The 12,562-nt window shown below is 63.1% G+C and carries 10 protein-coding genes and 1 pseudogene; 5 read left to right on the forward strand and 6 right to left on the reverse strand.

Annotation, left to right across the window (positions count from 1 at the left end; all coding sequences use genetic code 11):
- Positions 1-175: 175 nt before the first annotated feature.
- Complete coding sequence (locus tag FJW10_RS06900) at positions 176-388, forward strand: cold-shock protein (RefSeq protein WP_027168154.1); 213 nt, start codon at positions 176-178, stop codon at positions 386-388.
- A gap of 412 nt (positions 389-800) precedes the next feature.
- Here the strand turns inward: FJW10_RS06900 and FJW10_RS06905 are convergent.
- The 3 genes and pseudogenes from FJW10_RS06905 to FJW10_RS06915 all read right to left on the reverse strand — a co-directional run bounded on the left by FJW10_RS06905 (position 801) and on the right by FJW10_RS06915 (position 3,316).
- Positions 801-1,409, reverse strand: a pseudogene (locus FJW10_RS06905) (glutathione S-transferase family protein).
- Positions 1,410-1,559: 150 nt separating this feature from the next.
- A complete protein-coding gene (locus FJW10_RS06910; RefSeq protein WP_140899388.1) occupies positions 1,560-2,420 on the reverse strand; it encodes an EAL domain-containing protein in 861 nt (286 codons plus the stop codon).
- The gene (locus FJW10_RS06915; RefSeq protein ID WP_140899390.1) at positions 2,417-3,316 is read right to left on the reverse strand and encodes an EAL domain-containing protein; all 900 of its coding nucleotides are present in this window, start codon (positions 3,314-3,316) and stop codon (positions 2,417-2,419) included. The genes FJW10_RS06910 and FJW10_RS06915 overlap by 4 nt, the downstream gene beginning before the upstream one ends.
- A 199-nt stretch (positions 3,317-3,515) precedes the next feature.
- On the opposite strand from FJW10_RS06915, the gene FJW10_RS06920 reads away from it, so the two are divergent.
- Positions 3,516-4,718, forward strand: coding sequence for a pyridoxal phosphate-dependent aminotransferase (locus tag FJW10_RS06920; RefSeq protein ID WP_140899392.1), 1,203 nt, complete (start codon positions 3,516-3,518; stop codon positions 4,716-4,718).
- A gap of 56 nt (positions 4,719-4,774) precedes the next feature.
- Here FJW10_RS06920 and FJW10_RS06925 read toward each other — a convergent pair whose 3' ends face one another.
- Positions 4,775-5,170: a cupin domain-containing protein gene (locus tag FJW10_RS06925; protein WP_140899394.1), complete on the reverse strand. Its 396-nt coding sequence runs from the start codon at positions 5,168-5,170 to the stop codon at positions 4,775-4,777.
- A gap of 407 nt (positions 5,171-5,577) precedes the next feature.
- On the opposite strand from FJW10_RS06925, the gene FJW10_RS06930 reads away from it, so the two are divergent.
- From FJW10_RS06930 to FJW10_RS06940, 3 genes are all read left to right on the forward strand, one after another.
- The gene (locus FJW10_RS06930; RefSeq protein ID WP_140899395.1) at positions 5,578-7,107 is read left to right on the forward strand and encodes an EAL domain-containing protein; all 1,530 of its coding nucleotides are present in this window, start codon (positions 5,578-5,580) and stop codon (positions 7,105-7,107) included.
- A gap of 222 nt (positions 7,108-7,329) precedes the next feature.
- Positions 7,330-9,378, forward strand: coding sequence for an elongation factor G (locus tag FJW10_RS06935; RefSeq protein ID WP_140782316.1), 2,049 nt, complete (start codon positions 7,330-7,332; stop codon positions 9,376-9,378).
- Between the two features lie 676 nt (positions 9,379-10,054).
- Positions 10,055-10,555, forward strand: a complete 501-nt coding sequence (locus FJW10_RS06940; RefSeq protein WP_140899397.1) for an isoprenylcysteine carboxylmethyltransferase family protein — start codon at positions 10,055-10,057, stop codon at positions 10,553-10,555.
- 18 nt (positions 10,556-10,573) lie between these two features.
- Here the strand turns inward: FJW10_RS06940 and FJW10_RS06945 are convergent, their stop codons facing one another.
- Together FJW10_RS06945 and trxB are read right to left on the reverse strand one after the other, a co-directional pair.
- Entirely contained in the window at positions 10,574-11,470 is an 897-nt protein-coding gene (locus tag FJW10_RS06945) for a LysR family transcriptional regulator (protein ID WP_140640770.1), read from the reverse strand.
- Between the two features lie 72 nt (positions 11,471-11,542).
- Complete coding sequence (trxB, locus tag FJW10_RS06950; protein ID WP_140899399.1) at positions 11,543-12,517, reverse strand: thioredoxin-disulfide reductase; 975 nt, start codon at positions 12,515-12,517, stop codon at positions 11,543-11,545.
- Positions 12,518-12,562 lie beyond the last annotated feature (45 nt).

A 12,562-nucleotide genomic window follows, 5' to 3' on the forward strand; every position in this document is an offset into this window, starting at 1 on the left:
CCCCGGCAACCCGTCTTGTATTCCTTCGCAAACTGTCCTATATGCGGCCCATTGAATTTGGCCGATCGATCGGGCCTCGCGATCCCTCGCGTTTGCTGACGTCTCCAAAATTTCGATACCACCGGCCGGACTTCGGGTCTGGTCAAACGAAAGCAAATGTGGAAGGGCATTTTAGATGGCAACTGGTACGGTCAAGTGGTTCAACGCCACCAAGGGCTACGGCTTCATCCAGCCTGACAATGGCGGCGCGGACGTTTTCGTCCACATCTCCGCTGTCGAGCGGGCTGGCATGACCAGCCTCGCTGAAGGCCAGAAAATCAACTTCGAGATCGAGCAGGACCGCCGCACCGGCAAGTCCGCTGCTGGGTCTCTTAGCAAGGCAGCCTGATTTGGCGATAGCGCGCGCCGGACGAAGGTTCGGGGCGCGCGGCAAGTCACGGATGTACTGACGGTCGCGCGAGAAGCGCGCCGGAGCGAAAAGACCCGACAAGCTGGAACAGCAGATAGCTGCCAGCCCGGACCAGACGCTCCCGATCAGGCTACCGGCAGAGGAAGGCGGGCATTGCCCGCCTTTTTTGTTGTCTGGATTTTGGCGATTGGCCTCCTTTTCCCCGTTCACGGGGAGAAGTGCCCGGCAGGGCGATGAGGGAATAGCGTTGTTCGCTCCGCCCCAAAGTCCAGATCGCAAATTAACGTCAAAAGCTGGCGCCGCCCCTCATCTGGCTGCCGCCATCTTCTCCCCGTATAGTGACGGGAGAAGGACGCTCCCGCCAAAGTTTTCGCCAATCGCCGGCGCTGCCTTAAGGCACCCACTCGATCGGCACATGCCCCTTGTCCGCCTCGACGCGCTTCAGCCAGGCGGCGACAGCCGGATAGGCGTCGAGTTGGAAGCCGCCCATCTCGGCGGTGTGGGTATAGGCGTATAAAGCGATGTCGGCGACGCTTTAGGCGCTACCGGCAAAGAACGCGTTTTGCTGCAGGTGGCTGTTCATCACGCCGAGCGCCTTGTTGCCGCGTTCCAGCGTCTGCGCCAATCGTTCCGCTGTCGCGTCCTTCGCCCGCTCCGGGAAAGTCAAAAGCGCCTTGCGCACCGCGATATAGGGCTCATGGCTGTATTGCTCGAAGAACAGCCATTGATAGGCCAACGCCCGCTCATATTTGTCGGCCGGCAGGAGGCGCGTGCCTTCGGCGAGGTAGAGCAGGATGGCATTGCTCTCGGCGATGCGCCTGCCGTCGTCGAGCTCGAGCATCGGCACCATCGCATTCGGATTCTTGGCGACATAGTCGGGCTTGCGCGTCTCGCCGGTATGCGAGCTCACCTCGACCCGGGTGAAGGGGATGCCGAGCTTGGCCATCAACAGCCGCGGTTTGTAGCAATTGCCGCTGTCGGCCATATCGTAAAGGATCATGCCTCTTGCCCTCTCGCGTCTTGCCGGAAGGCTCTAGCGCGCGGGTTGGGTCTCATCCAGTGATTTGTTTTTGAGAAGAACCATCAGCGATGCTGATGCGTCTTTTGTGGTTGAGCATCAGCGATGCTGATGCATTTTCCTTGATCGGCATCAGCGATGCTGATGCAGGGGCACGACCTTGTTGCCGGCGCCGAGCAGGGCATCGACGGAAAGCGGTTCTTCCTTGAAGATCGTGCCGGCGAGCGCCGGACGGGCGAGATGGAAACCCTGCAAAAGGTCGACGCCGCCCTCGAGCGCGACGCGCAAATGCTGTGCGTTCTCGATGCCCTCGACCAGTACTTTGGCGCCGCGCTCGTGCAGCGTCGCCACCAACGGCCGGAAGAAGCGTTCGGCGGCGGCATGGCGGCAGAGCTCGCCAAACCAGGCGCCATCGATCTTGACGATGTCGGGCGCAAGCAGATCGATGCGCGCCTCGGTCGAATGCCCCGTGCCGAAATCGTCGATGGCGATGCGGATGCCATCGCGCCGCATTTCGCGCACCAGGCTGGCAAGAACCTGGTCGTCGGCTGCCTGTTCGGTGATCTCGCAGACCAGCAGGCTGGGCTCAAGCTCCAGGTCGCCGAGATGCCTGGTCATCAGCCGGATTTCGGCGAGCGCCCGTCCGAGGTGGTCGTTGATGGTCGGATTATAGTTGAAGAACAGCGTCAATCCCTCGACGCCGATGTTGCGATAATTGCCGAGATGCAGCATCCGGCACATCGTTTCGACAAACAGAAGGTCGGGCGCGGGAATGCCGCCGAAGAAGACCGAAGAGGCTACCGGCTGCGCGACGCGGCGCGGCTCGATCAGCCCCTCGACGGCGACGGCTCTGAGCACCCTGCCCTCCGGCGCGAAAATCGGCTGATAGGCGCTCCACAGCCGGAATTCGCCATAGACGCCGAACTGGAGGCCGATCTCGTCGGCGAAGATCGCCTTGGCGACGTTGCGCCGCCTGTCTGGTCGTTCGCTCATGGCGTGACTTTGCGGCCGAAAACCCTTGCCGGCCGTCCGTGCAGCGTTGGAGCCGCCGGGCTTGCGGCGGCCGATGCCTTGCCGTCTTCGGTCGAAGGCTGCGTGCCCTTGCTGAAAACGCGAAAGCTGGTGGGAGCAAGCTCCGGTCGGGCAAGCACATAACCCTGCACCATGGAGGCGCCGGACCTCTCGGCAAGCTCCAGCTGCCAGCCTTCCTCGATGCCTTCGAAGACCGTGCGGATCCCCTGGTTCTCGAAGCTCTGCACCATCGCCGTCAGCAAGGCGAAGCCGGCGCCGGACTCCATCAGATGGGTGATCCAATGCGCATCGAACTTGACGATGTCTGGTTTGAGTTCCTTGATCCGGTTGATGTCGGATTCATCGGCGCCATAGTCGTCCACCGCGATGCGGAAGCCGTTGGCCCTCAGCGCCTCGACAAAATCGTAGAGTGTTTCCTGCGAAGCCGATTTCTGCTCGGTGACCTCGCAGACGATACGGCGCGGATCGATGCCGGCTTCGTGCAGCACCAGCCGCATGTCGCGCAAGGCCTTGTCGGCGATGCTGCGATCGGTGAAGACCGACGGGTCGAAATTGACGAAGATGGACGCCTCTTGTGGCAGGCAAACACCGGCGTTCAAAAGATGCAGAGTGCGCGTCAGCGCCTCGATATGCAGCCGGTCGGCCGCCGGGCAGGTACCGAAAAATGTCCCCGGCGACTGCGGCTCGCCGTCGCGGAACGGCCGGATCAGCCCCTCGAAAGCGACGACCGAAAGCTTGCCCTCCTTGAAGGCGAAGATCGGCTGGAACGCGCTCTGCAGCGTATAGATGCCCCAGACACCGGTCGAGGTGCCGTCATCATGACGGATGATGTGGGCAAGCCCGATGCTGCGCGACAAGGTTTCTCGCTCCGCGAACAGGCACAATCCGATCTGCGATCCTGCCAGCCAAGGGTTTACCGGCCGTTGATGAATTTAGCGTTGCCGCTCACGCCTCCTTGACCTCTGGCTCATCGCACAATGCTTGCGCTCCGCGCCACGATGCGACATGAGAGGCGCCGCGGCCGCTCCTGGCCGCTTTCCTAGGAGACATTTTGTCATGGCCTTTCTCGCCGACGCCCTTTCCCGCGTTAAGCCTTCCGCGACCATCGCGGTGACGCAGAAAGCGCGCGAGCTGAAAAATGCCGGCCGTGACGTGATCGGCCTCGGCGCCGGCGAGCCCGATTTCGATACGCCCGACAACATCAAGAACGCGGCGATCGAGGCGATCCACCGCGGCGAGACCAAATATCCGCCGGTCTCCGGCATCGTGCCGCTGCGCGAGGCGATCGCCAGGAAGTTCAAGCGCGAGAACAACCTCGACTACCGGCCGGAGCAGACCATCGTCGGCACCGGCGGCAAGCAGATCCTGTTCAACGCCTTCATGGCGACGCTGAACCCCGGCGACGAAGTCGTCATCCCACGCCCCTACTGGGTGAGCTATCCTGAAATGGTGGCGATCTGCGGCGGCACGTCGGTGTTCGCCGACACCTCGATCGACAACGGCTTCAAACTCACACCGCAAGTGCTGGAAAAGGCGATCACGCCGAAGACCAAATGGCTGTTGATGAATTCGCCGTCGAACCCCTCGGGCGCCGCCTACACGGAGGCCGAACTGCGGGCGCTGGCCGACGTGCTGCTCAAGCATCCGCATGTCTGGACGCTGACCGACGACATGTATGAGCACCTGACCTATGGCGACTTCGTCTTCAAGACCATCGCCGAGGTCGAGCCGAACCTCTATGAGCGCACGCTCACCATGAACGGCGTGTCGAAAGCCTATGCCATGACCGGCTGGCGCATCGGCTATGCCGCCGGCCCGGTGGCGCTCGTCAAGGCGATGGACATGATCCAGGGCCAGCAGACGTCGGGCGCCTGCACCATCGCGCAATGGGCTTCCGTCGAGGCGCTCAACGGGCCGCAGGATTTCATTGCCAAGAACAAGGCGATCTTCCAGGGCCGCCGCGACCTCGTCGTCTCTATGCTCAACCAGGCGCGCGGCATCTCCTGCCCGTCGCCGGAAGGCGCCTTCTATGTCTACCCGTCCTGCGCCCAGCTGATCGGCAAGAAGACCAAAGCCGGCAAGGTCATCGACACCGACGAGGCCTTCTGCGCGGAGCTGCTTGAGGCCGAAGGTGTGGCGGTGGTGTTCGGCTCGGCCTTTGGGCTGGGGCCGAACTTCCGCATCTCCTACGCCACCTCGGATGCCTTGCTGGAAGAAGCCTGCAGGCGCATCCAGCGCTTTACCGCGTCGCTGACCTGATCGCGCGCACGCTGTCATATCGGAAAACCCGGCTTCGGCCGGGTTTTTTGTCGGCCTTAGCCGCCATATTGCTCCGGCGTGACCGCTTCCAGCCAGTCGGCGTGGACGCCGTCCAGCGCCTCCTGCATGGCGATATGGGTCATGGCGGTTTTCGCCCCGGCGCCATGCCAGTGCTTTTCGCCCGGCGCGAAGGAAACGACATCCCCTGCCCTGATCTCTTCGATCGGCCCGCCCCAGGTCTGGGCAAGCCCGGCGCCGGAGGTGACATAGAGCGTCTGTCCAAGCGGGTGCGTGTGCCAATGCGTGCGCGCGCCGGGCTCGAAGCTGACCAGCGTCGCCCTGAGCCTTGCCGGCGCTTCCTTCTCGACGATCGCCGTCTGCAGCACCCGCCCGGTAAAGTATTTGTCCGGCGCGATGACTGTCGGCACTGAGCCGCACGCAATGATCTTCATCGTCCAATCCTTCTCGAATAATGCTTCGCTGGAGCAATTCCAGGAAAAGTGTGAGCGGTTAAGTTCGGCGCCTTCGCCGTAACCTTCCGTCCGGAATTGCGTAAAAACAAAGAGATGGAGCGTTTCGCCGTTTCCGCGAGACAGTGAACCGCTCCTGCCTCGTCTTGCGAAGCAGTTTGACCCCGATGCGCTGTTGACGCAACCGGCCTTTTCAGCCGCCTGACCGCGTCGAGGCCCCGCGATAGAGGCTCGTTAGCCGGTCAACAAACTGTCATAAATCGTTGCTTTTTAACCATAAAACGCCACCGCTCAATCCGGCGCTGATTAATGCCGCGGAACGGTCGCCGAACTCAGTGTTTGTTAACGGCTGAAGCCCTAGCCATGTCGCGTGCTGTGGGGGCGCGGACATGAGTATCTTGGCGACAATCAAGGATCACAGCGGCCGTATCTATCGCGGCATCCAGGCTTTGCTCGTGATGAGCATCGGCGCCACCGGGCTTGCGGCTTTCGCGCTGACGGAGAACGCCTCCCGCGCAGGCGCGCTGGTGGTATCGGTGGCATCGACCTTAATGGCGCTTCTGGTGTTGATGTATATGCGCTCGAGCGTCGTCCAGCGCCTGCAGTCGGCGGCGGATGCCGAGGCCGAGAAGCATCGCTTTCTCACCGTCGATGCCATGACCGGGGCCATGACCCGGCGCTATTTCATCGAAGCGCTGGGCGACTGGCTGGGCGGCTTGCGCAACCGTCGCCAGGCAAGCCTGCTTTTGATCGACCTCGATCATTTCAAGCAGCTCAACGACACGTTCGGCCATCAGTTCGGCGATCTGGCGCTGGCGCACCTGGTCGCGGAAGCCCAGCGCATCTTCGAGGACGGCGTCATCGGCCGGCTCGGCGGCGACGAGTTCGGCATCATGGTTCCGCATGGCGACGTCGCCATTATCAACAAGGACGCGCGCCGGCTGCTGGACGCGATGCGTGCCGGCAAGAGGCATGAAGGCAAGATCATTCCCCTGTCGATCTCGGTGGGCGTCGCGCTCGCGCCGTTGCATGCTTCGAACGGCGCTGAATTGATGCTGCTGGCCGATCTCGCGCTCTACGAAAGCAAGGCCGCCGGTCGCGGCCGCATCACCGTTTTCGACGAGGAGATGCTGTCGGACAAGCGTTATCGCCGGCTGGTGGAACGCGAACTGCGCGCCGCGGTCTATCTCGGCGAGCTGGAGCTGCACTATCAGCCGATCGTCAATCCCGACGGCTCGGTCGACGCGCTGGAAGGCTTGATCCGCTGGCGTCACCCGGTGCGCGGTTTGACCGCGCCGGCGGAATTCATCCCGATCGCCGAGCGCTCGACGCTGATCGACATGATCGGCGAGTGGGTCTTCAAGCGCGCCTGTGCCGATGTCGGGCATTTTCCCGGACGGCGCATCTCGATCAACGTCTCGGGCGAGCAGTTGAAGCGCGACGAGATCGTGACGATGTGCAACCGGATCCTGCGCGAAACCGGCCGGTCCGCATCGCAGTTCATCATCGAGATCACCGAGACGGTGGCGACGGCCGCGACGCCCGAGGTTCTGAGGCGCCTGGAGGCGCTGCGCGGCCTCGGCTTCCACATTGCGCTGGACGACTTCGGCACCGGCCATTGCGGCTTCAACTATCTGAAGTCGCTGCCCATCGACAGCGTCAAGATCGACCGCTCCTACATCCGCAGCCTCGCCCATGACCAGGTGGCGCAGATCTTCGTTTCCGCGCTTGCCCAGATCGCCCGCATCCAGGACATCGCCATCGTCGCGGAAGGCGTCGAAACCGCGGAGGAATTCGCCCTCGCCAGGACCGCCGGCTGCAGCCGTTTCCAGGGCTATTTCTTCGGCAAGCCCGCGCCGCGCGACAAGGCAAGCGCGTTGTGTGCAGCCGCCCGCGAACCGCTCGCCCTCACAGCCTGACATAGGAAATGGTGGCCTGACGACTCCAAGCCGGCGAACATCCTATTTTTCTTGCCCTCCCGGCGAACCCGTGTGACGATGGCTTTGGGAAGGGGTGGATAAACCCCGCCCGCGACGGCCGAACAGGCCGGCCGCCGCTCTGCATAGGGTGCGATCGGACGCAAAACCGGTTTCCACTTTTGCTGATCGCTCTCTTGGGAAACGCCTGAGTGGAGGTCAGCCATGGGTACTCGCGCCGGAGGACGACGCACGGGACCGAAATGCATCGCCATAATCGGTCCCTTCGCAAGCGGTAAGACGACACTTCTCGAAGCAATACTCGCCCGCACGGGCGCCATTCCCCGCCAGTCACCAGTTTCGTCGGGCAACACTGTTTCCGATCATTCGCCCGAGGCCCGCGCTCACGCCATGAGCGTCGAGGCGACCTTCGCCACCACCGATTTCATGGGCGAGCAGATCACCTTCGTCGACTGCCCCGGCTCCATCGAATTCGCCTTCGAGGCCGAACCCGTGCTTGCCGCTTGCGACCTCGCTGTCGTCGTCGCCGAGGCCGACGAGAAGAAGATCCCGGCGCTCCAGCTCATCATGCGCAAGCTCGACGATCTCGCCATTCCGCGCATCCTGTTCCTCAACAAGGTCGACAAGGCGATCACGGGCGTGCGCGACACGCTGAAGATGCTGCAGCCGGCAAGTTCTGTGCCGCTGCTGCTGCGCCAGATTCCGGTGCGCAAGGACGGCGTCGTCATCGGCTCGATCGATCTGGCGCTGGAACGCGCCTACATCTACCGCGAATATGCCGAGAGCCAGGTCGCCGACATCGCGAACGACGACAAGGCGCGCGAGCTGGAGGCGCGGTTTTCCATGCTGGAGACGCTCGCCGACCATGACGATCACCTGATGGAGCAGTTGCTGGAGGAGATCGAGCCGCCGAAGGATGCGATCTTCGATGATCTCTCGGCCGACCTGCGCGCCGGCGCGGTGACGCCGGTGCTGATCGGCACGGCCGAGAAGGGCAATGGCGTGCTGCGCCTGTTGAAGGCCATTCGCCACGATGCGCCCGATGTCGAGGCAACCAGGAAGCGCCTTGGCGCGCCGGACGGCCAGACGGTGGTGCAGGTGATGAAGACCATCCACACCGCGCATGGCGGCAAGCTTTCGGTGTCGCGCGTGCTTTCCGGCCAATTGGCCGACGCGGCCGAGCTCTTCCTTTCCAACGGCGACACGGCGAAGGTTTCCGGCATCTACAAGATGCTCGGCAAGGACCAGACGAAGCTGACATCCGCCAAGGCGGGCGACACGGTCGCGCTCGGCAAGCTCGACGACGTCAAGACCGGCCAGACGCTGAGTTCGGCCAAGGGCGGCATCCGGCCATTGGTCACGCTGGAACCGCCGCAGCCTGTCTTCGCCTTCGCGCTTCGCCCCAAGGAGCGCAAGGACGAGGTCAAAATGTCCGCGGCGATCCAGCGGCTTGCCGAGGAGGATCCATCGCTCAGCCTGCGCCACAACCAGGATTCCGCCGAAACCGTCCTGTCGGGCCACGGCGAAATGCATCTGCGCGTGGTGCGCGAGCGCCTCGAGGGCAAGAACCAGATCCCGATCGAGGGTCATGCCCCGGCGGTGCCTTACCGGGAGACGATCCGCAAAGGAGCGCAGCAGCGCGGCCGCCACAAGAAGCAGTCCGGCGGCCACGGCCAGTTCGGCGACGTGGTGATCGAGATCAAGCCGCTGCCGCGCGGATCCGGCTTCCAGTTCTCCGACACCATCACCGGTGGCGTGGTGCCGAAAACCTACATTCAGTCGGTGGAGACCGGCATCCGCGACTACCTGAAGACAGGCCCGCTCGGCTTCCCGGTTGTCGACGTCGCCGTCAACCTGTCGGACGGCTCCTACCATGCCGTGGACTCCTCCGACATGGCCTTCCAGATGGCGGCGAAGCTCGCGATGAAGGAAGGCATGACCGCCTGTTCGCCGGTCCTGCTGGAGCCGGTGATGAAGGTCGAGATCGTCACGCCTTCGGACGCGACCTCGAAGATCATCGCGCTGATCCCGCAGCGGCGCGGCCAGATCCTCGGCTATGATGCAAGGCCCGACTGGCCCGGCTGGGACGTCGTCGAGGCGACCATGCCGCAGGCCGAAATCGGTGACCTGATCATCGAGCTGCGCTCGGCGACCGCCGGCGTCGCCAGCTACAAGGCCGCTTTCGACCACATGGCCGAGCTCACCGGCCGGCTCGCCGACGAGGCGATGAACGCCAACGGCAAAGCCGCCTGAGCAGGTCGCAGACTTCTGTTGAAGATATGAAAACGGCGTCCGGATGATCCGGACGCCGTTCCTATTGCGGACCGTTTTCCTGGGAGGCAACGGCTGGTCCGCCGCATCCGGAAAAATGGTTCGGACGCGGTGCTTGCCTGAGCCCGGTCTTCCGAGTGATGCCCCCATCTCCCGAACCGACCAACCGCGTCCTATCCTCTACTTAAACCATAGAGTTCGTCCGCGACATGTTACCCGATGTTACATGTCACTGTTACGTGGTGGATCCAGTCGTTTTTTTCCCGGCTCGAAGGCACGCGGGCAACAAAAAAGCCGGATCAATAAAGATCCGGCTGAGTTGATTGGAAGTGCCGATTAGGGCTAACCTCCAGAGGGGAACACTCGAGGGCGCTAATGGGAGGAGAACGCGCCCTGGAGATGACACTATATATGTGCTCATCATGCCCAAGAAACAAGCATCTATTTTGCAACACACGCATGCAAAAAGACGCAGGCTGTGGTCCAACCTATTCCTGGAACCCATAGGACCAGAAAAATCGCCGATTCCGGCGCGTTTCCGGCCCTAAGGCGACTGCTTAAATGCAAAATCGAGCTGATTTTGCTCGGAAATATGCGAATCCGCGAAATGATGTCGATTTCGGCAAGCCGAGTTTATTTTTACGGCAGGAGACCGACGATGCGAACTTTTTCGGCAATCGCCGGCAGCGCGCTGCTCCTTGTCGTCGCGCCCGGCGTCGTCGCCGGCCTGGCGCCATGGCTCTTGACCGACCACTCTCGCAAACCTCTGTCGGCCCTGCCGGGCTTCGTGTCTGCGGGCTCGCTTCTCGTGGTCGGAGCCGCCGCCATCCTGCTTCATGCCTTTGCCCGTTTTGCCCTCGAGGGCTTGGGCACGCCCGCTCCCGTGGCGCCGACCGAGAAACTGGTCGTCGGCGGCATCTACCGCCATGTGCGCAACCCAATGTACGTGGCGGTGCTGGCGATCATCCTTGGCCAGGCGCTGATCTTTTCGAGCTGGGCGATGCTGGTCTACGGCCTGATCGCCGCCGCGGCGATGGTCTCCTTCGTCAAGGTCTATGAAGAGCCGACGCTCGCCAACCGCTATGGCGCGGAATACGAAACCTACCGCCGCGCCGTCCCCGGCTGGCTGCCACGGCTGACGCCGTGGCGCGGGCAGTAGTTTCTCGGCCGGGCGTTTTTAGTAAGACCAGCTGCGGGCCTTGGCGATGATGAAATCGCGAAAAACGTGCAGCTTCGCCTGGTTCTTCATCGCGTCGGGATAGGCGAAATAGGTATCGAAGGACGGCACCTCGGTCTCCGGCAGCAACTGCACCAGGTTTGAGTCCTTGTTGATCACATAGTCCGGCAGCATGGCGATGCCGGCGCCGCCCTGCACGGCCCGCTTGATCGACAGGATGTCGTTGATCTGCAGCGTCGGCACCCGCTGCGCGCCCTCGAAATCGCCGACGGTCTCCAGCCAGTTCAGCTCCGACAGATGCGAAGGCACCGGGACGCCGAAGGTGACGATGCGGTGGTTTCTGAGCTCGGCGATCGAGGCCGGCCTGCTGAACTTGGCGATATAGGACGGCGCCGCGTAAAGGTGGAAATGCACCGTGAACAGCCGGCGCTGGATGAGGTCGGGCTGCTGCGGCTGGCGCAGCCGGATCGCGCAATCGGCCTGGCGCATGGTGAGGTCGAGCTCCTCATTGGCGAGGATCAGCTGCAGGCTGATCTCGGGATAGAGCTCGATGAATTCCTGCACCCGTTCGGTCAGCCAGCCGGCGCCCAGGCCCACCGTGGTCGTTACCCTGAGCACGCCCGACGGCCGGTCCTTGGTCTCGGTCAGCCGCGTCTTGATCGTCTCCAGCTTCATCAGCACGTCATGCGCCGTGCGGAACAGCATCTCGCCCTGCTCGGTCAGCACCAGGCCACGCGCATGGCGGTGGAACAGCGCGACGCCGACATCATGCTCCAGCGCGCTGACCTGCCGCGAAATAGCCGATTGCGACAGATGCAGCGTCTCGGCGGCATGGGTGAACGACCCAGCCTCCGCCGCTGCGTGAAATACGCGTAATTTGTCCCAGTCCAGCGCCATGATTCCCCTCGCGTTGCCTTCGGCGTCTGAATGAAAAATCAGGCTTTTAAACGGCTTCTTTCAGCCGATCTGTCATTCCGCCGCTTCGCGGTGAACCTCGATGCCCGCCAGATATTTTTCCGCCTCGAGCGCCGCCATGCAGCCAAGCCCAGCCGCCGTCACCGCCTGGCGGTACACGTCGTCGGTGACGTCGCCGGCGGCGAAGACGCCGGGCACATCGGTGCGGGTGGAATCGGGCGCCGTCCACAGATAGCCGTTCGGCTTCTGCTTCAGCTTGCCGGCGAAGAGTTCCACCGCCGGCGCATGGCCGATGGCGACGAACACGCCGTCGACCGGCAGCTTCGATTCCTGGCCGGTCGCCACGTTGCGCAGCGTCAGGCCCTCGACCGAGGGCGGCAGCGGCGCCTTGCCCGGCCGTCCGGTGATCTCGTCGACGACCGTGTCCCAGATGACGCGGACATTGTCCTTCTTGAGCAGCCGCTCGCGCAGGATGCGCTCGGCGCGGAAATCGCTGCGCCGGTGGATGACGGTGACGCTCTTGGCGAGGTTCGACAGATAGAGCGCCTCCTCCACCGCGGAATTGCCGCCGCCCACCACCGCGACGTCCTTGCCGCGATAGAAGAAGCCGTCGCAGGTGGCGCAGGCCGAAACGCCGAAGCCCATGAACGTCTGCTCCGACGGGATGCCCAGCCACTTGGCCTGCGCGCCGGTGGCGATGATCAAGGCGTCCGCCGTGTAGACCGTGCCGGAGTCGCCTGTGGCGCGAAACGGCCGCACATTGAGGTCGACCTCGGTGATGATGTCGTTGATGATGTCGGTGCCGACATGCTCGGCCTGCTTGAGCATCTGCTCCATCAGCCAGGGGCCCTGGATCGGATCGGCGAAGCCGGGATAGTTCTCGACGTCGGTAGTGATCATCAATTGGCCGCCCTGCTGCAGGCCGGCGACCAGCATCGGCTTCAGCATGGCGCGCGCGGCGTAGACCGCCGCCGTGTAGCCGGCCGGGCCGGAACCGATGATAAGAACGGGCGCATGTTTGGTGTTCATGAAAGTCCCCTGCGGCGCGCAGCCGTGGTTTGTCGCGCGTAATGT

The sequence above is a fragment of the Mesorhizobium sp. B4-1-1 genome, from assembly GCF_006439375.1.
Classification (GTDB): Bacteria; Pseudomonadota; Alphaproteobacteria; order Rhizobiales; family Rhizobiaceae; genus Mesorhizobium.

Excerpts from the sequence above, each read along its gene's own strand:
- FJW10_RS06920 (WP_140899392.1), top strand. The coding sequence starts at position 3,516 with ATGGCCTTTCTCGCCGACGCCCTTTCCCGCGTTAAGCCTTCCGCGACC.
- FJW10_RS06900 (WP_027168154.1), top strand. The coding sequence starts at position 176 with ATGGCAACTGGTACGGTCAAGTGGTTCAACGCCACCAAGGGCTACGGC.
- FJW10_RS06910 (WP_140899388.1), bottom strand. The coding sequence starts at position 2,420 with ATGAGCGAACGACCAGACAGGCGGCGCAACGTCGCCAAGGCGATCTTC.
- FJW10_RS06925 (WP_140899394.1), bottom strand. The coding sequence starts at position 5,170 with ATGAAGATCATTGCGTGCGGCTCAGTGCCGACAGTCATCGCGCCGGAC.
- FJW10_RS06945 (WP_140640770.1), bottom strand. The coding sequence starts at position 11,470 with ATGGCGCTGGACTGGGACAAATTACGCGTATTTCACGCAGCGGCGGAG.
- FJW10_RS06940 (WP_140899397.1), top strand. The coding sequence starts at position 10,055 with ATGCGAACTTTTTCGGCAATCGCCGGCAGCGCGCTGCTCCTTGTCGTC.
- FJW10_RS06930 (WP_140899395.1), top strand. The coding sequence starts at position 5,578 with ATGAGTATCTTGGCGACAATCAAGGATCACAGCGGCCGTATCTATCGC.
- FJW10_RS06935 (WP_140782316.1), top strand. The coding sequence starts at position 7,330 with ATGGGTACTCGCGCCGGAGGACGACGCACGGGACCGAAATGCATCGCC.
- trxB (WP_140899399.1), bottom strand. The coding sequence starts at position 12,517 with ATGAACACCAAACATGCGCCCGTTCTTATCATCGGTTCCGGCCCGGCC.